Source organism: Planococcus maritimus (genome assembly GCF_001592825.1).
Classification (GTDB): domain Bacteria; phylum Bacillota; class Bacilli; order Bacillales_A; family Planococcaceae; genus Planococcus; species Planococcus maritimus_C.
In genome coordinates, this window is record NZ_LTZG01000001.1 from 182,348 (window position 1) to 204,585 (window position 22,238).

Below are 22,238 nucleotides of genomic sequence, written 5' to 3' on the forward strand. Positions count from 1 at the left end.
CCGTTTTCTCATTTATTTTTTTGGACGCTCTCCCCAGAATTGGAACAGGTCCGTGCGGATAAAGCCATTATACAATTTGCGTTTTTTCGTCGCTTTTTGGCCGTAGAGCTTTTCAAAGCCCTCCATTGACGACAGCATATACACAGACCATGTCGGGTATTTCGAGAACATTTGTCCCATATCGCCGATCATTTCTTCAATCACTTCGATTTCGCCGATCCGCTCACCGTATGGCGGGTTGCCGACGACAACGCCGTTTTCTTCAGTAGTTGTAAAATCTGTTACTTGGCGTTGTTGCAAGCGCACTAGCCCTGCAAACCCAGCCTCGATGACGTTTTCTTCAGCAATCTGAATCATCCGGTGATCGATGTCCGTGCCAAGAATGTTGAGCGGCTGATCGTAATCCGCCTGTTCTTCCGCTTCAGCGCGAACTTCATCCCAAATCTTAGAGCCGATCCATGGCCATTGTTCACTGTCGAATTCCCGGTTGTATCCTGGCGCGATATTTTGTCCGATCATCGCCGCTTCGATAACGATTGTCCCTGATCCGCAGAATGGATCGACAAATGGACGGTCTGGGCTCCAGCGCGATAATTTGATCAAGGCTGCCGCTAAAGTTTCCTTAAGCGGTGCTTCACCTTGTCCGACGCGGTAACCGCGTTTATGAAGTCCAGCACCGCTTGTGTCGATCGATAATTGTACTTTATCTTTTAAGATCGAGACTTCAATTTTAAAGCGCGGGCCTGATTCGTCCAAGAAGGCATTACGGTGATAGGCTTTTTTCATGCGTTCAACGATGGCTTTTTTAACGATTGATTGACAAGTCGGCACGCTATGAAGCTTCGATTTGACTGATTTCCCTTGTACCGGGAATTCGGCGTCGACCGGCAAATACTTTTCCCATTCGATCGCTTTTGTCTGTTCGAACAACTCATCGAAAGTAGTCGCTTCGAATTCGCCTGCGATCAATTTTACGCGGTCAGCGGTGCGCAGCCAAAGGTTTGTTTTAGCAATATCCCGAGCCGTGCCTTCGAAAAATACTTTCCCATTATCTGTCGTCGTTTCGTATCCAAGTTCTTTCACTTCATTCGCCACGATGGATTCAAGTCCCATTGCAGCAGTGGCCAGTAATTTATAGCTAGTCATAACAACTTCCTTTCTGTGTTCATGCCTCATTTGCATTTTTTTATCTGGTATAAGCAAATTCAATTTGCGACAGCCCATACTTTATGCAGTTTTGACCTTGTTTTTTTCTTTGTTCATATGAAGAAAGGCTCCCCGACAGGAGAGCCTTTCAAGAAGATAAGTTAAGACCATTCAAAATTCTATAAGCCATGTTTTGTCTCCGCGTACTCAAGCAGCCGAAGCCTCGTACTGGCGGATGGCAATCATCTATCTGCAGATTCACTCCGCCTCTTCCGTCGGTTCAATTCCCTTGGAAAAGTGCCCCTACCATAATTTGGGTTTCTCACTCGCGGGGTTTACCTCGTTCCACCTGCATAGTTTCCTAGACAGCTCCGTCACTGTGGCACCTTCAGGGTATTTCGGCCATATCCGAAGACTTAGGCGTTCTACCCGCCGTCAGCATAAAAATGCTGCCCCAGCTTATTGTTTCGCTGGGCGCGATCACTACGGTCATCTCAGATCCGTGTGAGCATGGACTTTCCTCTCCCGCCTCTAGTGCGGGAGCGATTGCCAGAATTTTAAATGGCTAACTAAGTATACGCTATTCGGCTATCGTTGACAAGTCTGCTAGCGATTATCGAGTTTATTGCCGAACACATGATTTTCTAAATGGGACAATCTGCGCAAAATATCAAAATTGGTCGTTCCAGGGGCTGGAGTCGCTTGCTTTTTTGGTGATTCTTCCAGCTCTGCGCGCAAACGGCGGTTTTCGTTTTGTAATTGCTCGATTTTTTTGTTGTACAATTCATAGTCCTGAATGACTTCATCCAGGAAATGGTCTACTTCATCCTGGTTGTAGCCGCGCATGGCGGTTTTAAAGTCTTTTTCTAGAATGTCTTTTGCTGCATATTTAATGTCCATTCAAATCGTCCTTCCATTAAAAGAAACTTCGCGAAATATGTCTATTCCTTACGGTTAGTATAGCATAAGCAATATTTATCGTGTTCTGTGAACCGTAGATTCAGCGGCTTTTTTTCGTTTTTTCTCTTCCAGCCGCCATTCGCGTTTAATCAAATCGTCCGTTATCGACTGTCGAACTTTTGTATGACTGGCTGCTTCTTTAGCAAATCCAGTCATGACAAGTGCTTGGTCAAGGTCTTTAAACTGGTGTTCATGAAGTTTCGCCAAATGCACCCACGCCTCTACTTCCGCAGCGCCGCGCAGATGAGGCGCCGCTTCTTTAAACAATTGAAGCGCTTCCGCATATTCACCTTTGCGTTTTTTCTGTACCGCTAGCAAAAAGCGAGCCAGTGCTCCTGCAGCTCCCCGTTCCAATGTGACATGCTCAAGATAAGCCGCACTTTGGTCGAATTGCTTCAAATCCGCATACCATTTGCCGATGTTCGTATAAGCACCGCTCGATTCGCTCGAGAGATCCTCCATCAGCAAATCGGAAGAGCGGATATAAAGCGACACGAGCGAAAGAATATCCAATTCGTTGTGGTACAGCACTTTCGCCAAACCTTCTGGAAATCCGCTTTTAACCGCATCAAGATAAATGGCCGGGATCAAATAACCGGGCACATCCCCACTGCGGGCGAATCCAAGCTTTTCTTCTTCGATGACGCTAAGCTTGAGGCATTGCAATTCATTTTTCCAGATCCGCTTCGTTCCATGAAACAAATCGAGCTGGTGAGGGTCCGGCAACTTGGGCAAGATGCCCCGGTGCATCGTCCAACGCGAATGCAATTGCGGCCAGTCGAAACTTTTACCGTTGTACGAAAAAATGACAGAGTCCTCTGCTTGCCACAAATTCGATTCATAGAGGAACGCGGCTTCTTGTGACGGATCCGGCATGATCCATTGGGTCATTTCAAAACGGTCCGCTTTTCTTTCCAACACACCGAGCAAGAAGATATACGCACCCGTCCCTCCGAGGCCTGTCGTTTCCGTATCAAAAAACAGCAAAGGGGCTTGTTTCATAAGTTTAAATGGATGTTCGTAATCGGTCTCTTGCCAAGCGTTGAGCACACGGTCAAGTTCACCGATTACGACGTTGCCGTGGCGGTAATCGAGCGGGTACTCTATTTTCTTCTCATAGACAAAGCCAAATTGATTCTCTTTTAAGGTCAAACCGATTTCTTTCCATTGCTGTTCGTGAGCCGGACGGACGGGGGCGGTTTGCGCTTTTTTGGCAGCCGGTTTTTTGTTTAACATGCCTTTCATCTGCATCAGCTTGTTTTCAAAAGACATCCCCTCACCCCTCTTTCTCCAATTCCACAAGCAATTCAATGACGCGCCCTTTCATGTCCATCGCGGCATCCTGTGCCCCGATGCATGCCGGGCAGCCATCAAAGCATGGGCATTCCGCAACGTGTTGCCGTGCTTTTTCGAGCAGCGGTTGCCACAAATCATAAATCCGTTCGCTGATGCCGATGCCACCCGGATATGAATCATGGATAAAAAACGACGGTTGGTCATTATGCGGCGATTTCACTTGCGGCACCACGTGGACGTCCCGACGGTCGCATTGGACGAATATCGGGATAAAGCTTTCGATAGCGTAAGCCGCGCCGGTCATCATATCCGATAAATCCGAATCGCTGAAATCGGCGGGCTTGTCGAAACTGAGCCAAGTCGAAGACGTATGCAATTCTTCTGCTGGCAATGATATTGGCCCTGAGCCGATATTGTCATGCGTATCAAAACGGATTTTCTTGAAGATTGTTGGCATCGCAAGCACCGCTACATCGCCGTAGAATACATTCGACTGGTGGAGCTTGCGGTTTTTGTCTTCACTGATAACTTTTAATTCAATCGCGAGGTTCGCATCGGTAAAATAATCGACATCCACTTCACGCACATATGCCTTTTTCTCTTCCCAATCCAAAATCTCTACTTGGAACTGGGTGCCTTGGTGAAGGTAAATGGCTTCTTCGTGTAAAAGCGTCATGGCGCTGAAGCGATCCATCTCGCCGATGACTCGCGTGTCAGCTGGTACGGATTGGTCGACAATGACGACATTTTCCTGTGTCGCTGAGCGCAAGGAAATATCGTGCGCCGGAAAACGGTCGCTCATCCAATGCCAACGATCGGACGTCCGGACGAGAACGCCTTCTTCTTGAAGGTATTCAAGCAAAGACTGGACATCAAATTCGCCGTACATATCGTCTGTCGAAAACGGCAACTCGAACGAGGCGCATTTTAAATGATCCATCAGGATAATAATATTTTCCGGATGAATGCGCGCTTCTTCCGGCGATTGGTCGAGCAAATACTCCGGATGATTGATGATGTACTGGTCGAGCGCTGTCGATTGGGCGACATAGACAACGAGCGATTCGTCTTGGCGTCTGCCGGCACGCCCTGCCTGTTGCCAAGCGCTCGCGATATTGCCGGGATAGCCGGTCATGATGCACGCTTGCAATTGGCCAATATCGACGCCGAGTTCGAGCGCATTGGTCGAAACGACGCATTGAATCGAGCCATCGCGCAAGCCTTTTTCGATGGCGCGGCGTTCGGATGGCAAATAACCGCCCCGGTAGCCTTTAATCGATTCATCCTGCAACTTATATTTGGTAATTTCGTTTAAATAAGTTACCAGCATTTCCACGCGTACGCGAGATTTAGCGAAAACAATTGTCTGCACGCCTTGCTTGACGAGATAAGTCGCCAAATCCCTCACTTCAAGGACCGCACTGCGACGGACACCGAACGTCGGATGGACGATCGGCGGATTATAAAACAGGATATGTTTTTTGCCAGCCGGTGCGCCGTTCTGGTCGATCAGCTCGTGTGCGGTATTGGTCAAACTTTCAGCCAGCTGCTTCGGATTGGCGATTGTTGCTGACGTACAGATAAAGACCGGATCGCTGCCATAAAAGTTGCAAATGCGTTTAAGGCGACGGATGACATGCGCAACATGAGTGCCGAATACGCCTTTATACGTATGAAGCTCATCGATCACTATATAATGAAGGTTCTCAAAAAGAGATACCCATTTCGTGTGATGGGGCAAAATCCCGGAATGCAGCATGTCTGGATTGGTCATGACGATTTGCCCGGCTTTTCTTACTTTCGTCCGGATCGATGGAGACGTGTCCCCATCATAGGTGTAGGACAGGATCGACTGCTCGGTTTTTTCGATCAAATCGTGCAAATCACTTTTTTGGTCTTGCGCCAACGCTTTGGTCGGAAACAAGTACAAAGCACGCGCATTCGGGTCATTCAATATTTTATGCAGCACCGGCAAATGATAGCAATACGATTTTCCCGATGCGGTCGGTGTGACGGCTGTGAACGACTGGCCGGATTGTGCCAAGTCAAACGCCTGGCGCTGATGGGTATATAACTGTTCAATGCCTTTTTTACGAAGTGCCCGTTTCAGGCTGTCGTGCATCGCTTCCGGGAAATCGGCGTAGCTTGCCGGTTTCTCAGGCTTTGTGTGCCAATGGTAAATACGCTCCATCATCTCCGGTTCTACTTTCCATTCTGCAAGGATTTCCGGTATCGTTTTTTTGATTCTCATTGTTTCTCATCGCCTTTTTCATCTATCGCTGTCAGCAAAGTCTGTATTGTATACTGAGCCGCTTGTATCGTTTGGACAAAACGCTTTTTGCTCGTATCCTTATAGAAACTTTGCACGAACACTTGCCCCATGCCTTCCGCTGCATTATCGATTTGCAGCTTATGGACATATTTCGGTCGTTCATTTCGAATAAACAGTAATGAAGCATCTTTCCATTCCTCTATGGCAGCATGCCAGTCATCGGCATACGGTTTAACATCTTGAAAAAAATCAGGATCTGCGTCCAGTTCACGCATTTTCTTAAAACGTGAAAGACACACATCGCATTCTTCGTATAGTTTGGTTGATAATTGCTTGAGGTCCATATTCTTCCCCTCCATAGCCTTAAGTTTATCACAATCTGTCATGCCAGATACAGTTTGCCGAACAAGCATTCTTTTCAGTTGGAGATGGCACAGAAATCCGCTATTATTAGGAATAAAGTTCGGAAACCTTTCATCATATTTATCGTCTAGGAGCGTGTGATATGATAAAGTAAGCGAGGTGTATCACAAATGGCGATCAATTACCCAAACGGAAAAAAGTTTTCTCCACCAAAAGACCAACCGGTGCAGAAAAAGAAAAAAGATGTATCCTTCAGTAACCGCGGAAAAACACTTGAAGATGAGCTGAATGAAACGAATAGTTTCTATTTGCAGCGCGGGCTTGCCGTCATCCATAAAAAGCCCGTGCCGGTGCAAATCGTCCGAGTCGAATACCCGTCACGAAGCGCTGCGGTCATCCGGGAAGCTTATTTCCAAGCTCCGTCGACGACCGATTATAACGGGCTCTGGCAAGGGCGCTATATCGACTTTGAAGCGAAAGAAACGGAAATCCGGACCTCTTTCCCGCTAAAGAACATCCATGAGCATCAAGTGCATCATATGGCAGACATTATCCGCCACGGAGGCCTTGCATTTCTCATCATCCGATTCTCTTCTCTCGACCGTTACTTCGTCTTGCCGTTCGAAACTTTAGAGACGTATTGGAACCGCATGATCGCAGGCGGCAGGAAGTCCATGACCTTGGCGGAAGTAGAAGAAGCATCCATTGAAGTGAAGCCGGGTGCATTCCCGAGAATCGATTATCTATCCGTGCTCCATCAGCTAATGACATAGCATATACATGAAAGTGAGGAAGCGCTTGTGAGTGACAAGAAAATATCGCGTGAAGAACGCAGAAAATCAATTGAACGGCAACGAAAGCATTCGAACAAACAAAAGAAATCCGGTGCTAAAACCTGGATCAAGAGAGGGTTTTTGGCCATTGCCGCATTAGCGGTTGCCGGATTTTTGTTCGGGGTCGTCTTATTTGCGGTTTATGCGTCCAGTGCGCCCGAACTCGATGAAGAACTGTTGAGAGATCCGATTAGCCCAGTATTCCTTGCCAATGATGGCGAAACCGAAATCCCTTATTTCACTGCACAAAACCGTGAATACGTAGAATATGACGATATTCCGAAAGTGTTGGAAGACGCGATTCTAGCAACAGAAGACAATCGCTTCTATGAACACTCTGGAATCGACGTAATCCGCCTCGGCGGCGCGGTTATCGCCAACGTGACCGGCGGCTTTGGGTCTCAAGGGGCCAGCACCATCACCCAGCAGGTCATCAAGAACTCCTTTTTGTCCAATGAAAAAACATTGAAACGTAAAGCCCAGGAAGCTTACCTGGCCTACAAGCTCGAACAGGAATATTCCAAAGAAGAAATTTTCGAGATGTATTTCAATAAAATCCTGATGTCAGGCAACACTTACGGATTCGGTACAGCGGCACAGCAATTTTTCGGAAAACCGGCAGCCGAACTGGAACTGCACGAAGCTGCGTTGCTAGCTGGTATGCCGCAAAGTCCAAACCGCTACAATCCGTTCAAGAACCCGCAAGCGGCTGAAGAGCGCCGCGATGTGGTCTTGAATTTGATGGAACAGCACGAAAAAATCGATACTGCCCAAAAAGAAGAAGCATGGAGCACGCCAGTCGAATCGACCCTTATTCCTGAAGACCAACGTACTGCTACAGAAGAAAGCACGGAATATACAGCGTTCATGGAAATGGTCGTCGATGAACTCGAAGCGCTCGAAGGCGATTATTCGCTCGATGAAGGCTTAACGATTTACACGACACTCGAGCCATATGTTCAAGAACGCGTAAATGAAACAATGGCATCGGACCTCTTTTTTGATGAAGATGTTGAATCCGCGATGACTGTTGTCGATACGAAAACCGGCGGCATCAGCGCAGTCGGAGCTGCCCGCGAGTATGAAGGCGATGTGCGCAGAAACTACGCCACTTCTAAAGATCGCGTTATCGGTTCGACGATTAAACCGCTAGTCAGCTACGGACCCGCCATTGAATACTTGGATTGGTCGACCGGCCAGACATTGGTCGATGAAGAATATTCCTATAGCAGTGGCCAGGAAATCCGCAACGTCGATGGCGAGTTTCTCGGGCCAATGACAGCGCGTGAAGCCTTGTATCGCTCACGTAATATCCCGGCGGTCAAAACTTTGGAAGAAGTCGGATCTGATAATGCTACTGACTTCACCAAAAAGCTAGGCTTGGATTTCGGTGGAATTTATGAATCTGCTGCGTTGGGTACGCCAGAAAACCAAATTTCCACTGTTGAAATGGCCGGCGCTTTCGCAGCATTCGGGAACAATGGCGTTTTTAATGATCCACACACAATTAAAAAAATCGTCTTCCGTGACGGTTCGACAGAAGAAGTTGTCGCCCCTGAACCTGTGACAGCGATGAAAGACAGTACCGCTTACATGGTAACGGACATGCTGCGCGACGTCGTGGACACAGGCATGGCAGGAGCGACCGGCAAAGAAGCTGCTATTAGTGGACTTGATATGGCTGGTAAAACGGGGACATCCAATTATTCTGAAGAAAAACTTCAAGAATACAATCTTGATGCAAGCTCTGCACGGGATGTTTGGTTTGCAGGCTATACGACCGATTATTCCATTTCTGTCTGGAGTGGATACCCGAATGTCCAAACGCCTATTGACACGGCTTCAGACGAGCGCTTGCTTGCACAACGATTGTTCAAACAAGTGATGAGCCAAATCTCTTCACCTGAAACGGCAAGCTTCCAACAGCCGGAATCCGTAACAGAGGAAGTCATTGAAATCGGCACTGAACCACTCCGTTTGGCAAGTCCCTTCACTCCGTGGAATATGCGCAGCGAAGAGCTATTTGCCAGGGGGACAGAGCCCAGTACAGTATCAGAGCGATTTGTGGCAGACCCTGACCGACCTTCTGGATTAAGAGCAGAAGTCAGTGGCTCAACTGCTAACTTGAGTTGGAGCCATGGGTCGGATGATGTCTCGTTCGAAGTGTCTGTCAACGGCGAAGTGCTGACGACAACTGGCGACACCAGCTATTCCTATAATGGTTTGGAAGAAGGCGTCACCTATACATTCCGCGTTGTGGCCACTCAAAACGGCAGACGCAGCGACCCTGCTTCCACTACTATCGAAATCACTCCTCCTCCGGAAGAAGAACCTGAGGAAGAGCCAGAAGAAGAACCTGCCGAAGAAGAGCCGGTTGAAGAAGAACAACCGGAAGAAGAACCTGCCGAAGAGCCGGCAGAGGAAGAACCTGCCGACGAAGACCAGCCTGAAGAAGAGCTGGAAGACGAAGGTTCAGTCCAGACACCTGACGAGCCCATTGATACTCCTGAACAGCCCGTAGAGCCTGAAGAAGGCGATGAAGAAAACTCAGGAAGCAACGCTACATCGAATGGTAACGGTAATGGCAATGGCAATGGTAATGATGATAACAATAATGCTAATCGCGAAGACGACGAATCGTAATCGCGCATTTCAAACAAAAGACCTGCCCCTCTTAGGGCAGGTCTTTTTCTATGCAAAAACCCCCTGGCAGTAGCCAGGGGGTTGAATGATTTATTCGGCTGGGTAGCCGACCTTCGTACGTGCTATTTTTTTCTTCAGCTCCCCGAATAATTGCTCCAGCTGGCGCGAAGCTGCGTGCGTGCTTTTGGAGTTTTTTACAAACTCAAGCCGCTCGCCTTCATTTAAAGGAGTCGGTGCATCACTACCGAATAAGCTAGCCAAAGTTTCTTTCAATCCCTCGTAAACCTTCCAAGCTTGGATAATGAGCTCATGACAGCCAGCTGCTCTTTGCCCCATACAAGACTTGAGTTCATCAGCCAAGCTACTCCATTCGTTAAAGAATGGCAAAACCGCTTGATCAATTGACTTCCGTGACAGCGTCATGTTTCACAAGCCCTTTTTTATCGCGTTTTTTTCCTTCTCGGCAGCGATCAAATAACGGGCATACGTGACAGCCCGGATTTTGCGCTTTGCAATGATAACGACCGAAAAAAATGATTTGATGATGGGTTTTCGACCAATCATCCGCAGGGGTCTTTTTCATAATGGTTTCTTCTACTTGCAGCGGAGAATCTTTCCAACGGCATAGGCCAAGGCGTTTTGACACCCGTTCAACGTGAGTGTCAACGGCTAGTGCCGGCTTGTTGAAAGCGACAGAAACGACTACGTTTGCGGTCTTTCTTCCAACTCCCGGCAAGGTCATCAATACATCCCGGTCTTCCGGTACACGTCCACCGTGCTGGTCGATCAATATGCGGCTGAGCGCTTGGATATTTTTCGCCTTGTTGCGGAACAAGCCGATCGAACGGATATCCTGCTGCAATTCTTCCAAGGGAACCGATAGATAATCTTCCGGTGTGTGGTATTTTTCAAAAAGATTCGCCGTCACTTTATTGACGAGCTTGTCGGTACATTGCGCGGATAGCAAGACCGCAATAACCAAATCGAAAGGATTGCGGTGGATCAATTCACAATGGGCATCCGGAAACATATGGTCCATTTCTTCCAGACAAGTGAGCCATTCTTTTTTCGTCATCATCCTATCACCTGCTAATTTCGCTCTTCCAGCCAATTATAGAATTGCACTTTTTTCGCAGTGCTTTCCTGCGGCTGGATGCGAATATTTTTTTCACGGAACGAATTCGCATGCCGCGATACTTGGCTAGACGTCCGGATATTCTTTTTCTTCCACTCAAACAAGATGCGGTCGACATAGCGCAAGCTGATTTTCTGTGCGATGACGGCTTCTTTTAAAGCCATTCGAATGACTTCAGGTGTATGCCCGTCCTGGTCCATCCACATGGAAATTGTTTCGATTTCCATCGGTGATAGAAAACGCCCGAACTCTTGTTCAAACAGCTGGAAGATCTCGCCTTCCTGTTCTTTTTGTGTATGCTCTTTTTCGGTTTGCGCTTGAACTTCCAGGCAATCTACGAGTTTGTCCCATAAAGGCTGAAGCGAGATCGTCTCCGTCAGCATGCCATTCGCCGTTTCCTGGCGAATCGATAAATAGCCTTGCTGCATCAGTTTCTGCAGCATTGTCGTCACGCTGTTCTGGCTAGCGGACATCCGTGAGGCAATTTCATCCGGTGTCGGAAACACATTTCCTGCCTGTTGGAAAGAATGGATCTGCAAAAGCATGATCGCTTCCTCATCGGTAATTTTCAAGCGCCGGTAAAACTGAAAAAAAAGCTGGGAAATGGTCACATTTCCCTGCTCAATCCATTGCTGCAATCGGTCAGACTGTCTCATATCCCAACCACCTTTCTGTATGAAAATTTCTAGCTGTCTAAGTCTATCAGGATATTCTCTGCTGAGTCAAAATCCCGCAGAACGGGACTTGCTACAGCTGTTTTAATAGCTATTTATTATGGATACAGACGGTTCAACAAACGCGGGAATGGAATCGACTCACGGACATGTTCTGCCCCGCTGATCCAAGCAACTGTGCGTTCGAGGCCCAGGCCAAATCCGGAATGCGGCACTGCGCCGTATTTGCTAAGGTCCAAATACCATTCGTAGGCGGCTTCATCCAGATTATGCTCTTGGATCCGTTGTTTCATCAATTCGTACTCATGAATCCGTTCAGAGCCCCCAATGATCTCACCGTATCCTTCCGGCGCGATCATATCAGCGCATAGAACGACGTCGTCGCGCTCTGGGTGCGGCTGCATGTAAAACGGCTTGATGCCAGTTGGGTAATGGGTGATGAAGATTGGCATATCGTAGCTTTCCGCCAATGCCGTTTCATGTGGTGCCCCGAAATCTTCGCCCCATTTGATGTCGTCGAATCCATTGTCGTTGAGCCATTTGATTGCTTCGTCGTATGTGACGCGCGGGAACGGCGCTTGGATTTTCTCCAATTTCGATGTATCGCGGCCTAGGCGCTCTAGTTCAAGTTGGCAATTTTTCAAGACCGATTGCACGATATGTGACACATATTGCTCTTGGACTTCCAAGCTCTCAGCGTGTTCTACAAACGCCATTTCCGGCTCGATCATCCAGAATTCGATCAAGTGGCGGCGGGTTTTCGATTTTTCTGCGCGGAATGTCGGGCCGAATGAGAATACTTTCCCAAGTGCCATCGCAGCTGCTTCCATATAAAGCTGGCCGGATTGCGACAGATACGCATCTTCATCGAAGTATTTCGTCGCAAACAATTCCGATGTACCTTCTGGAGACGACCCTGTCAAAATCGGCGGATCCACTTTGACGAAACCGTTATCGTTAAAGAATTCATAAGTGGCACGGATGATTTCATTTCGGATTTTCATGATGGCATGCTGTTTTCTTGAACGTAGCCACAAATGACGGTTGTCCATCAAGAATTCAGTGCCATGTTCTTTCGGCGTAATTGGAAAATCTTTTGCTTCGTGGATCACTTCAATATCTGTAATGGCCAGCTCATAGCCAAAAGCCGAGCGTTCGTCTTCTTTTACTTCGCCTGTCACATACAAGGATGTTTCTTGAGTCAATGCTTTCGCTTTGGCAAATATTTCCTCTCCCGCTTCTGCTTTGACGACAACGCCTTGTACAAATCCTGAACCATCACGAAGTTGAAGAAAGGCGATTTTACCGCTTGAGCGCTTGTTAGCGACCCATGCGCCAAGTTTAATGGTTTGTCCGTTATGTTTTGCCATTTCGGCGATAGTGATTTTTTTCATCTGTCAAATAGCCTCCAAATAATTATTGCTTATTCTTTCCAATGTTTATGAACAAATTGGCTGATACGCTCGACTGCCTGCTCCAATAATTCGAGCGATGTCGCATAAGACAGGCGAATCGTTGAATGTGCACCAAAACCTGAACCTGGAATTACGGCCACATTTGCTTCTTCAAGCAAGGCTTTTACAAAGTCGTCGACTGAATCAAAGCCGGTTTTTGCCGCCGCTTCCGATACATCCGGCAGTAAATAAAACGCACCTTGTGGACGCAATACAGTGAATCCTGGGATTTGCTCCAGTTTAGGGAAAATCGCTTCTAGGCGACTTTCAAAAGCCTGTCGCATTTCTTCTACGGCATCTTGCGGCCCGTTATATGCCTCAATCGCCGCATATTGTGAGGTGGTCGTCGGATTGGAAGTCGAATGGCTCGCAAGGTCCGTCATCGCTTTGATTAAATTCTTATTCCCGGCCGCGTAGCCGATGCGCCATCCAGTCATCGAATGCGATTTCGACACGCCGTTGATGATGACGGTGCGGTTTTTGGCATCTTCCGACAGTTCCGCGATGGAAGTATGCACCGCGTCCCCATAAATCAATTTCTCGTATATTTCATCAGATACGATCAAGATATCCGCTTCGCGGCATACTTCCGCCAACGCTTCCAATTCTTCTTTTGAGTACAACATGCCGGTTGGATTGCTTGGCGAATTGATGATAACAGCTTTTGTCCGGTCCGTAATTGCTTCGCGCAATTGTTGGGGAGTGATTTTATACGATTGACCGGCTGTTGCTTCTATGTACACCGGTGAGCCCCCTGCCAATTTCACTTGTTCCGGGTAGCTGACCCAATAAGGAATCGGGATGATGACTTCATCGCCTTCATTCAACAATACTTGAAACAATGTATACAGGACATGCTTCGCCCCGATGCCAACCAAAATTTCGTTTTTCTCATAGCTCAAGCCTTGGTCACGCTGCAGTTTATCTTGTATAGCTTGCTTTAAGGCAGGCAAGCCGCCCGCTGGCGTGTATTTTGTCTTGCCTTCATCCATGGAGCGTTTAGCCGCATCCAGTATGTTCTGGGGTGTATTGTAATCCGGCTCGCCTGCACCAAGCCCGATTACGTCAACGCCTTGTGCTTTTAGTTCATTCGCTTTTGCTGTAATCGCCAAAGTCGTAGATGGCGTCAAGCTTTGTACGCGGTCTGCTAATTTCAACAAATTGATCAACCCTTTCACAAATTCAATATGCGTTTCCACCAAGTGCCGTCTTCAGCTAGAAGATAGACGTAATTCAAGCGGCCCGCTTCATTCAAAAAGGCAATTTCCCAAACTGCGCCAGCCTCTTCCATGCCAAGCTTCGTATGGAGGATTTCCTCGACTTCCATGTCTTCCTGAACGATTTCACGCGCTTGTTGAGCGGTCACTTGGTCTTCGAGCATCAATGCTTCCATGTCTCCTTCTTCCGGAACAAAGGCTGCTTTGATCTTGCCTTCGCCGTCTGTCCCAAGTACCGTCACCGATTGAGCCGAACTGGAATAGACATATGCCCGCTCCACTTCCTCGAGCAAGCCTTCCGCTTGCACTTTTTCGATGGCCGCTTGTTCCGCTTCAGAAAACGGCTTATTGCCAAAGAATAAAATAACCAAGACGATGGCAACAGCCAAAAAAGACAGGAAAACGATGATGAATTTCATCCACTCTTTCATATGATCACCTAGGTTTTATAAATTGTAAAAACCGCTTTGGTCTGGTCGTCTTTATCAAGCGCTAGGCCAAACATCAAATCGCGATCTTTCAATGTCCGGTTCAATGCATCGACTACTTTGTACAGATCGGATTGATAATCGACTTGCACGGTATTTAATACTTCGATTTTGGATTCCATTGTTCGGCACTTCCTTTCGGTTGAAGGAACCATTCTTCCCTCTTTATCCTTGCTTATTATACCAATGTTCAATATCCGTTACCATCTTTTCCAATGACACTTTGGCTATCGGCACATCCGGCAAGGCATGTAAAAATTCCTCACCATATGATTTCGTTTCGATCCGGCGGTCTAGCACGATGAATAAACCTTTATCCTTTTTCGAGCGGATTAGCCGGCCGAACCCTTGGCGCAAGCGCAATACCGCTTCCGGCAAAGCGTAATGCATAAACGGATTGATGCCTTCTTTCGAGATGATCCGTGATTTCGCTTTGAACACAGGTTCTTCGGGGGACGTGAAAGGCAGCCTGACGACAACGACTGCCCGCAGCGCATCCCCGGGCACATCCACACCTTCCCAGAAGCTATTGGTCCCGAACAGCACCGATTTCTGGAAGCGCTGGAATGATTTCAACAACTTCATGCGGCTGCCTGAAGACATGCCTTGTGCAAACAACATATAATCATCGAGCAGCTGGGAATCCTGTATTAAATCGACAGTCTTCCTGAGCATATCTTGCGAGGTAAACAAGACAAAACAACGCCCTTCCGTAACAAGCACCGTCTGGGTGACGGCATCGGCAACCGATTCGATGTATTCTTGCTGGGACACTTGCTGAATATCTGGCATGTCCTCAACAATATAAACTTTTGCCCCGCTATAAAATTGATCAGCAGGTTCGAACTTATCGATCGGCACATGTCTCGGGATGCCAAGCTGATTAACGATAAAGCGTTCATTCGACGGGACGCTCATCGTACCCGATAACCAGATGATCGCCTTTTGACCTCTTGCCTCGCCGATAATATTGTCGACAAGCGACGCCACTTCATATGGCCGTTTGTATAACGATAGGCTCGTCGGCATGCTGCGCAGGTCGCCTTCAATCCAAGACACTTCATCTTCTTTCGGGAACAGGAAGATTTCACTGAACTCCACTGCTTTTAACATCATTTCCTCAGTCCAATAACGGAAATCCGCGAGCACGAGCCGTTCGTTCATCGTCAATTCGGTAAAACGCTCTGATTTTTGCAGAATCGTCTGGGCCATGTCGATCCAGCTGTTCAACAATCTCAAGAAATCCATGAAACGCTCGCGCTCGAACTCTAATTCATCCAATAATGAGGCGCATTTACGGGTACGGCTATTATGGAACTTGTTTTGGAAGGCTTGAGCGAGATAAAGCGTGATTTCATCGAATAGGCCGGTGTACTTCAAATACAAGGATTCCATTTGCAATAGTTCTGGCACTCTCGCAAAGCCTTGGGTTTCAGCGACTCGATAAAATTTTGAAAATAACTGGTTTTCATCATAGCTGCCCAATTGGCCGAATACATAGCGCCATTGCGTGTAGACAAAGGTTTTTTCTTTATGGCCCACAGCTGCCTGCACGACTTGATGCGCTTCATCCCATATATAGGCATCGACATTTTTCAAAATGGCCCGCTTTTGGTTATGCGGATTCAATAGGAAGGCGTGGTTAGTGACGATGACATGTGCGCTTTCCGCTTCTGTCAACGCATGCTCGTAAAAGTCGACCGTTTTTTCAAGACGCGTCAACTTTCTCATATGCGAGCGGCGTACTTTATCGACTAGCAACTGTCCGCCACTCGATACGTTCAGTTCATTTAAATCTCCGGTCCTTGTCGAAGTCAACCAAACCATCATCTGCATGATCGTGAAGGTTTCGTCGTAAGACTCATCCTCCCCATGGAGCAATTCGAAAAAGCGGCCTAAATCGATGTAATGGGATAGTCCCTTGATAAGCGCTACGCGGATGTTAGCGCCGAGAAATTCTTCGGCGAGCTTCACTTCTTTGGAGACGAGCTGGTCTTGCAGATGGGTTGTGTACGTACTGATAATCACTTGTTTTCCGGAATTTTTGGCATAAGCCGCTGCCGGCAGTAAATAACCAAGCGTTTTACCCATTCCGGTTGAGGCTTCAATGACCAGTTCACTCTGTTCATGGATCGCCCGTTCCACCGCCGCCATCATCGCGACTTGGCTCGGGCGCTGTTCGTATTCCTGCTTGACTGTCTCCAGCCCTTTTCGCCATTCTGTCTTTTGTGGTGTATCATTCGGGACTTGTGCCCGCTCCGCTTTCGGGACAATTGGAATGCCGCGAAAACGGCCATATCTATCGGCTTGTTCGTTGCGCTTGTGCTGAGTAATCTCAAACAACAAGCGGGATAAGTCCGATTTCAATTGGAAAGATCGTTTATGCAACAGCACGAGTGTGTCATAAGGAAGTTCAGCCAGCTCCTGTTTCGCCTGCAGGAATAATTCGGCCGTCGCCAAGGCATCGTCATCGGCACGGTGTGCATTCGTTAAACTTATGCCTTGTTCGGCTGCAATGTCCTGTAATTTATAACTGAAGGCTGTTGGATAGACGAGTCGCGCAAGTTCCACGGTATCCATGGCCAGCCCTTGCCACTTCGGCATGCCGGCACGGCTCAGTTCCGCTTGCAAAAACGGCAGATCGAAGTGAATATTATGAGCGATGAAAATGGCGCCTTCCAATTGCTTGTAGATTTCCTCAGCATAAGCTTCAAACGGCTCGGCATTTTCCACATCGCGTTCTGTAATATTGGTCAAGTCTTGTATAAAAACTGGAATTTTCCGCTGCGGATTGATGAATTTCGTATATGTATCAACGATTTCGCCTTGTTCGATCGTCACCATCGCCAATTGGATGATCCGGTCACCTTTTGCAGGGGAATGGCCCGTTGTTTCGATATCGACAACGACATATTTTTGGGAATTCATGATAACCCCTCTTTCTCAGGTGATTCTCTCAGGAAAAATTGTAACATATTCGCCCGCTGTTCGCCGGCAAGAGCACGGCAAAATAAAAAACACGCTGAAAAGGGAAGCGTTTCCCTTTTCAGCGTATTGGCGTTCCGATTCTTACATGACCGTCGCTTCCGGTTCGTAATGAATGATTTCCTTGACCGAGTTGTCTGTGTCCATAATCGCCACAGTCGGCTTATGGTTAGGGGCATCTTTGTCCATGACATAACCGTAGGACAAGATGATAATGATGTCTCCGCGCTGCACGAGGCGTGCCGCTGCTCCGTTGACACAAATAACCCCGCTGCCGCGTTCTCCGGCAATGATATAGGTCTCGAAGCGGGCACCATTATTATTGTTAACAATATGGACCTTTTCATTCGGCAACATGCCGACTGCATCCAATAGATCCTGGTCGATCGTGATGCTGCCCACGTAGTTCAAATCGGCTTCAGTTACCGTGGCACGGTGGATTTTGGAATTAAGCATCATTCTAAGCATAAGTCAGTTCTCCTTTAAATTGAAAATGATATTGTCGATAAGCCGGGCTTTTTGGAATTGGACAGCGAGCGCAAGAATGGCCTGCTCCTTAGGTTCTTGCTGTAAGTCGGGGTAACTCAACAGCTCGATGTAGTCGATGGTGCCCGAGGTTTCGGATTCGATCAAGCGGATCATCTCCGGGATGGGATCTTGGCCTTCTCTTGCGTCTTTCACACCACGCTGCAATGATCGATACAATTCTGGTGCTTCTCTTCGTTCTGCATTACTTAAATAGACATTACGTGAGCTTTTGGCAAGCCCGTCCTGTTCGCGCACTGTTTCAACGCGACGGATTTTGAGCGAAAAATTAAAATCCCTCACTAGCGATTCGATAATCGCCAGTTGCTGCGCATCCTTTTGGCCGAAATAGGCAGCGTTAGGCTGTACCAGGTGAAATAATTTCGTCACCACTTTCAACACGCCATCAAAATGGCCCGGCCGGCTTTTTCCGCACAAGACATTGGCAAGCATCCCCGCACTCATCGTGATTTGTGAGTCGTGCGGATACATTTCTTTTACGGACGGGGCGAATATAATATCAACGCCTGCTTTTTCAGCAAGCATGCTATCCCGCTCGAAATCGCGAGGATAACGGTCGAAATCCTCATTCGGGCCGAATTGTGCCGGGTTGACGAAAATGCTCATGGCTACCACGTCATTTTCCGCTTTCGCCGCTTCAACCAGCGCCATATGCCCTTCGTGTAAAAAACCCATCGTGGGAACCAATCCAATCGATCGTCCACTTTGTGTTGTGCTCTGGACCCATTTTTTCAAGTCCTGGACCGTATTTACGACTTGCATATTCATTTTCCTCTCCTTTTTAGGAGAAAACCATATAAAAATCCTTCTGTCAGAAGACAGAAGGACAGAAAATTCCAGTTCGGTTTCCTCCGTCCCTGTCACATCATGATCAAGGCAGAATCGTATTAGTTTATTGGGTGCTGCTCGGTTGCGGTGCAGTTCACATCGGATACCGCCCGCTATTTTCACTATAGCAGAATTTCTGAAAAATGCCTATATCCATCACTTCAATTCAATATCAGCCGAATAGATGCCGTGTAGCTTACCGTCCGCTGTGCGGAGCTGCAAGACACCATCTTCTGTGATGCCTTCTGCAATGCCTTCTAATGTTTCGCGTGTCATGCGGGCACGAACAGCTTTGCCGATCGTAGCAGAATGCCCTTCCCATAATTCTTTTAACGGGCCGAATCCTAATTCAATATACATCTCGGTATAAATTTCAAGATAGCGCAGGATTTCCTGCACTAGCTTTCTGCGGTTTACCGCTTGCCCGGACTCGAGTCGCAACGAAGTGGCGATCTCCTTTACAGCAGCGTCAAAATCTTCGCGTTCTTGATTGACATTGACCCCAATCCCGATGATCAGCGCTTGAATACCGTCAGCGTCCGATTGCAGCTCTGTCAGAATGCCTGTCGCTTTTTTGTTCCCGAACAAGATATCGTTTGGCCACTTGATCGAAGCTTCCAATCCCGTGATGGATTGGATCGCCCGCACAATTGCGACCGCGGCGACCAAGGTAAATTGCGGTGCTTTATGAGGTGGTACATCCGGGCGCAAAATGATGCTCATCCAGATTCCTTGGCCTTTAGCAGAATCCCATTTCCTCATTAGACGGCCTCTGCCTTCTGTCTGCAAATCTGCAATGACGACCGTCCCGTCCAGCGCACCCTCTTGCGCCAACTGATGCGCAACGATTTGCGTGGAGGCGCATTGCTCCAAATACTCGATTCGGCTGCCGAGCCGCTTCGTCTTGAGCCCCGATTGAACTAGAAACGCTTCTAAGCTGTCCGGACTTTTTTGAATACGGTAGCCTTTTTTGCGCACCGATTCAATTTCATAGCCCATTTCCTCCAGCTCTTTCATATGCTTCCAAATCGCCGTTCGTGAAACTCCAAACTCTTCGGCCAATTGCTGTCCGGAGACCGGTTGATCCCCGGCTTCTAATAGCCGAGTCGCCAATTTATGCGTGACGGTGATATTCATCTATGAACCAGTCCTTTATGTGTTCTTTATCATTGGCCAAGCGGCGTTCAACCACAGCTTTTTCAATAAATAGGGTCCATTCTTTCAGCCATGGGCCCGCTTTTTGTTCTGTCCATTCCATCAAATCACGGCCATTGGCGGCTAGCTCGGATTTAGACCGGATGGGCAAGGCCTCTTGCTGTTCTCTCACGGAATGTCTAGCGTCCGAATCAGATAACGCGAGCGTCAATTGACGCTCGGTGAAGCTGTAATACACCCAAGCATCCCATTCCGATAAACCTTTTGCTTCAAGGGCACGCTGTAAGTCTTTTTTATCTTGGTTGGAAAAACGGTACTCTCGCAAAGCAGCAAACGTTTCGCCATTTTGATTCAATAAGTAGAACCATCCAGCCAATGGGTCATCGGTACGAGTATACCTTGACCAGTCCACTTCAAATAACCCGCCCGAAGGCAGGAATTGATTCAGGCGTGTCTCCACCAAGTATGTCATGCTAATGTCAGGAGCTGAAGAAATCATGACTTTGTCTAACTCTGCTTTAATGCGTTCAATCGCAACCGACTGAATTCTCGCCGCGTGGCTTTTAATTGCCCCTAACGTCTTTAGCTCTATTTGGAAATCTAATTGGCCAGAAAAGCGGATGGCCCGTAACATGCGTAAGGCATCTTCCGCGAAACGCTCTTCTGGGAGGCCAACAGCGCGGATGATCCCGGCAGCCAAATCTTCTTGGCCGCCGAACGGATCGATGATGGCCATTTGTTCGGTCATCGCCATCGAATTGATGGTGAAATCGCGGCGCTTTAAATCTTCATGCAAAGAATTCACAAATTCCACTTTATCCGGCCTTCTATTATCTGAATAGCCGCTTTCTGTGCGGAATGTAGTGACTTCTATGCCTTGCCCTTCAATGAGGATCATCACGGTGCCATGTTCGATTCCAGTATCGATCGACCGCTCGAATAGGGCCTTCACTTGTTCAGGGGCAGCAGATGTTGCCACATCAATATCATGCGGCACAACACCGCGCAGATAATCACGCACTGCCCCCCCGACCATATACGCTTCAAAGCCTGCTTCTTTTAAACACTTGATAATGTACTTGGCGTGTTTCATTGTAACTCGGCCTTTTTCAGCAAACCTTCGTAAAGGGCTTCGTATTCGGCCAAAATTTTCTCTGAACCGAAGCGTTGATTTGCGGTTTCCAAAGCCTTCACAGACATTTGCCCATGGAGTGCATCGTCTGTTAGGATGCGGATCGCTGCATCAGCTGCCGCATCGGTGTCGCCAAGCCCAACCAAAAAGCCATTTTCCCCTGATTCGATAATTTCTGGAATGCCGCCGATCCGTGTTCCGATGGCCGGCACACCACAAGCCATTGCCTCTAGCAAGACTAACCCAAAGGCTTCTTTTTCCGACATCAGTAATTTGACATCACTCATGCTGTAAAGCTCTGACAGGTTGTCGCGTTTGCCGAGAAATAAGACTTCTTGTTCAATCTGGAGGTCTTTTACTTGTTGGTGGATGCCGCTCATTTCGGGCCCATCGCCGACTAGCAAGAGTTTTGCCCCGATCGCTTTTTGCACTTTCGCAAAAGTAGCAACGACGTCTTCCACACGCTTAACTTTGCGGAAATTCGAGACGTGGATCAACACTTTTTCGTGTGCCGGAATGCCCAGTTCCTGCTTTAATTTTACGGAATCATGCTTATGATACTCCCGTTCGTCAACAAAATTATGAACCGTTTCAATCTGTTTATCCGGCGCTATCATGTCATAGGTTTGTTGTTTCAAGGAATCCGAAACAGCCGTTACGATATCGGATTTCTCGATGCCGTAACGAATTGCATCTTTCAACGAACTGTCGGTGCCGAGTACTGTAATATCGGTGCCATGCAATGTTGTGACAATGCCAATATCAGAACCTGCCATATCACGGCCCAATATCGCACAGACAGCATGAGGAATTGCATAATGAACGTGCAACAAATCCAATTCCTCATTTTTGATGACTTCAGCAATTTTCGTCGCCAGCGCAATGTCATACGGTGCATATTGAAATACCGAATAACTGTTAACGTCCACTTGGTGGCTAAAAATATTCGCATACAAGCCGTTTAGCCGAAACGGTGTGCTAGAAGTAATAAAGTGAATTTCATGGCCTTTTTCAGCCAGCATTTTTCCCAGTTCTGTCGCCACGACGCCAGATCCTCCGACGGTCGGGTAACAAGTAATCCCAATTTTCATTTTTCGCAAACTCTCTCCTC

The 22,238-nt window shown here is 47.7% G+C and carries 20 protein-coding genes and 1 other RNA gene; 2 read left to right on the plus strand and 19 right to left on the minus strand.

The genetic code is table 11. The features are described from left to right. Positions 1–12: 12 nt before the first annotated feature. The 6 genes from AY633_RS00965 to AY633_RS00990 all read right to left on the minus strand — a co-directional run bounded on the left by AY633_RS00965 (position 13) and on the right by AY633_RS00990 (position 6,018). Positions 13–1,146 carry a THUMP domain-containing class I SAM-dependent RNA methyltransferase gene (locus AY633_RS00965; RefSeq protein WP_068462595.1) on the minus strand — a complete coding sequence of 378 codons (1,134 nt, stop codon included), beginning with the start codon at positions 1,144–1,146 and terminating at the stop codon, positions 13–15. A gap of 177 nt (positions 1,147–1,323) precedes the next feature. Next, positions 1,324–1,704, minus strand: an RNA gene (gene rnpB / locus AY633_RS00970) — RNase P RNA component class B. 48 nt (positions 1,705–1,752) lie between these two features. Then, on the minus strand, positions 1,753–2,046 hold the full coding sequence (gene gpsB / locus AY633_RS00975; RefSeq protein ID WP_068462597.1) for a cell division regulator GpsB: 294 nt from the start codon (positions 2,044–2,046) through the stop codon (positions 1,753–1,755). A 75-nt stretch (positions 2,047–2,121) separates the two neighbouring features. Continuing rightward, complete coding sequence (locus AY633_RS00980) at positions 2,122–3,378, minus strand: ribonuclease H-like domain-containing protein (RefSeq protein ID WP_068485743.1); 1,257 nt, start codon at positions 3,376–3,378, stop codon at positions 2,122–2,124. A 4-nt stretch (positions 3,379–3,382) separates the two neighbouring features. After that, the gene (locus AY633_RS00985; RefSeq protein ID WP_068485745.1) at positions 3,383–5,653 is read right to left on the minus strand and encodes a DEAD/DEAH box helicase; all 2,271 of its coding nucleotides are present in this window, start codon (positions 5,651–5,653) and stop codon (positions 3,383–3,385) included. Next, complete coding sequence (locus tag AY633_RS00990) at positions 5,650–6,018, minus strand: YppE family protein (protein ID WP_068485747.1); 369 nt, start codon at positions 6,016–6,018, stop codon at positions 5,650–5,652. Before AY633_RS00990 ends, AY633_RS00985 begins: the two co-directional genes overlap by 4 nt. A gap of 189 nt (positions 6,019–6,207) precedes the next feature. Between AY633_RS00990 and recU the strand changes: the two genes are divergently transcribed. Together recU and AY633_RS01000 are read left to right on the plus strand one after the other, a co-directional pair. After that, on the plus strand, positions 6,208–6,810 hold the full coding sequence (recU, locus tag AY633_RS00995; RefSeq protein ID WP_068485749.1) for a Holliday junction resolvase RecU: 603 nt from the start codon (positions 6,208–6,210) through the stop codon (positions 6,808–6,810). A gap of 27 nt (positions 6,811–6,837) precedes the next feature. Then, positions 6,838–9,513 carry a penicillin-binding protein 1A gene (locus tag AY633_RS01000; RefSeq protein ID WP_068485751.1) on the plus strand — a complete coding sequence of 892 codons (2,676 nt, stop codon included), beginning with the start codon at positions 6,838–6,840 and terminating at the stop codon, positions 9,511–9,513. Positions 9,514–9,603: 90 nt separating this feature from the next. Here AY633_RS01000 and AY633_RS01005 read toward each other — a convergent pair whose 3' ends face one another. From AY633_RS01005 to bshA, 13 genes are all read right to left on the minus strand, one after another. After that, entirely contained in the window at positions 9,604–9,936 is a 333-nt protein-coding gene (locus AY633_RS01005) for a YpoC family protein (RefSeq protein WP_145915645.1), read from the minus strand. Then, positions 9,911–10,591 (minus strand): endonuclease III, encoded by a 681-nt coding sequence (gene nth, locus AY633_RS01010; RefSeq protein ID WP_068485755.1) that lies wholly within the window; start codon positions 10,589–10,591, stop codon positions 9,911–9,913. The genes AY633_RS01005 and nth overlap by 26 nt, the downstream gene beginning before the upstream one ends. A gap of 11 nt (positions 10,592–10,602) precedes the next feature. After that, positions 10,603–11,304: a DnaD domain-containing protein gene (locus AY633_RS01015; protein WP_068485757.1), complete on the minus strand. Its 702-nt coding sequence runs from the start codon at positions 11,302–11,304 to the stop codon at positions 10,603–10,605. A gap of 116 nt (positions 11,305–11,420) precedes the next feature. Continuing rightward, on the minus strand, positions 11,421–12,716 hold the full coding sequence (asnS, locus tag AY633_RS01020; RefSeq protein WP_068485759.1) for an asparagine--tRNA ligase: 1,296 nt from the start codon (positions 12,714–12,716) through the stop codon (positions 11,421–11,423). A 29-nt stretch (positions 12,717–12,745) separates the two neighbouring features. Continuing rightward, on the minus strand, positions 12,746–13,936 hold the full coding sequence (locus AY633_RS01025; protein WP_068487835.1) for a pyridoxal phosphate-dependent aminotransferase: 1,191 nt from the start codon (positions 13,934–13,936) through the stop codon (positions 12,746–12,748). Between the two features lie 14 nt (positions 13,937–13,950). Continuing rightward, positions 13,951–14,424: a cell wall elongation regulator TseB-like domain-containing protein gene (locus tag AY633_RS01030; protein WP_068485761.1), complete on the minus strand. Its 474-nt coding sequence runs from the start codon at positions 14,422–14,424 to the stop codon at positions 13,951–13,953. 8 nt (positions 14,425–14,432) lie between these two features. Further along, positions 14,433–14,603: a YpmA family protein gene (locus AY633_RS16310; RefSeq protein WP_068462614.1), complete on the minus strand. Its 171-nt coding sequence runs from the start codon at positions 14,601–14,603 to the stop codon at positions 14,433–14,435. A gap of 43 nt (positions 14,604–14,646) precedes the next feature. Further along, positions 14,647–17,409, minus strand: a complete 2,763-nt coding sequence (gene dinG, locus AY633_RS01035) for an ATP-dependent DNA helicase DinG (RefSeq protein WP_068485763.1) — start codon at positions 17,407–17,409, stop codon at positions 14,647–14,649. 141 nt (positions 17,410–17,550) lie between these two features. After that, on the minus strand, positions 17,551–17,934 hold the full coding sequence (panD, locus tag AY633_RS01040; protein WP_068485765.1) for an aspartate 1-decarboxylase: 384 nt from the start codon (positions 17,932–17,934) through the stop codon (positions 17,551–17,553). 3 nt (positions 17,935–17,937) lie between these two features. Beyond that, on the minus strand, positions 17,938–18,774 hold the full coding sequence (gene panC / locus AY633_RS01045; protein WP_068487836.1) for a pantoate--beta-alanine ligase: 837 nt from the start codon (positions 18,772–18,774) through the stop codon (positions 17,938–17,940). Positions 18,775–18,996: 222 nt separating this feature from the next. Continuing rightward, entirely contained in the window at positions 18,997–19,977 is a 981-nt protein-coding gene (locus AY633_RS01050) for a biotin--[acetyl-CoA-carboxylase] ligase (RefSeq protein ID WP_068485767.1), read from the minus strand. Then, positions 19,955–21,088: a CCA tRNA nucleotidyltransferase gene (locus AY633_RS01055; protein WP_068485769.1), complete on the minus strand. Its 1,134-nt coding sequence runs from the start codon at positions 21,086–21,088 to the stop codon at positions 19,955–19,957. The genes AY633_RS01050 and AY633_RS01055 overlap by 23 nt, the downstream gene beginning before the upstream one ends. Continuing rightward, the gene (bshA, locus tag AY633_RS01060) at positions 21,085–22,218 is read right to left on the minus strand and encodes an N-acetyl-alpha-D-glucosaminyl L-malate synthase BshA (RefSeq protein WP_068487837.1); all 1,134 of its coding nucleotides are present in this window, start codon (positions 22,216–22,218) and stop codon (positions 21,085–21,087) included. Before bshA ends, AY633_RS01055 begins: the two co-directional genes overlap by 4 nt. Positions 22,219–22,238 lie beyond the last annotated feature (20 nt).

Coding starts and splice junctions, on each gene's coding strand:
- AY633_RS00965 (WP_068462595.1), bottom strand. CDS start 1,146: ATGACTAGCTATAAATTACTGGCCACTGCTGCAATGGGACTTGAATCC.
- gpsB (WP_068462597.1), bottom strand. CDS start 2,046: ATGGACATTAAATATGCAGCAAAAGACATTCTAGAAAAAGACTTTAAA.
- AY633_RS00980 (WP_068485743.1), bottom strand. CDS start 3,378: ATGTCTTTTGAAAACAAGCTGATGCAGATGAAAGGCATGTTAAACAAA.
- AY633_RS00985 (WP_068485745.1), bottom strand. CDS start 5,653: ATGAGAATCAAAAAAACGATACCGGAAATCCTTGCAGAATGGAAAGTA.
- AY633_RS00990 (WP_068485747.1), bottom strand. CDS start 6,018: ATGGACCTCAAGCAATTATCAACCAAACTATACGAAGAATGCGATGTG.
- recU (WP_068485749.1), top strand. CDS start 6,208: ATGGCGATCAATTACCCAAACGGAAAAAAGTTTTCTCCACCAAAAGAC.
- AY633_RS01005 (WP_145915645.1), bottom strand. CDS start 9,936: ATGACGCTGTCACGGAAGTCAATTGATCAAGCGGTTTTGCCATTCTTT.
- nth (WP_068485755.1), bottom strand. CDS start 10,591: ATGATGACGAAAAAAGAATGGCTCACTTGTCTGGAAGAAATGGACCAT.
- AY633_RS01015 (WP_068485757.1), bottom strand. CDS start 11,304: ATGAGACAGTCTGACCGATTGCAGCAATGGATTGAGCAGGGAAATGTG.
- asnS (WP_068485759.1), bottom strand. CDS start 12,716: ATGAAAAAAATCACTATCGCCGAAATGGCAAAACATAACGGACAAACC.
- AY633_RS01030 (WP_068485761.1), bottom strand. CDS start 14,424: ATGAAAGAGTGGATGAAATTCATCATCGTTTTCCTGTCTTTTTTGGCT.
- AY633_RS16310 (WP_068462614.1), bottom strand. CDS start 14,603: ATGGAATCCAAAATCGAAGTATTAAATACCGTGCAAGTCGATTATCAA.
- dinG (WP_068485763.1), bottom strand. CDS start 17,409: ATGAATTCCCAAAAATATGTCGTTGTCGATATCGAAACAACGGGCCAT.
- panD (WP_068485765.1), bottom strand. CDS start 17,934: ATGCTTAGAATGATGCTTAATTCCAAAATCCACCGTGCCACGGTAACT.
- panC (WP_068487836.1), bottom strand. CDS start 18,774: ATGCAAGTCGTAAATACGGTCCAGGACTTGAAAAAATGGGTCCAGAGC.
- AY633_RS01050 (WP_068485767.1), bottom strand. CDS start 19,977: ATGAATATCACCGTCACGCATAAATTGGCGACTCGGCTATTAGAAGCC.
- AY633_RS01055 (WP_068485769.1), bottom strand. CDS start 21,088: ATGAAACACGCCAAGTACATTATCAAGTGTTTAAAAGAAGCAGGCTTT.
- bshA (WP_068487837.1), bottom strand. CDS start 22,218: ATGAAAATTGGGATTACTTGTTACCCGACCGTCGGAGGATCTGGCGTC.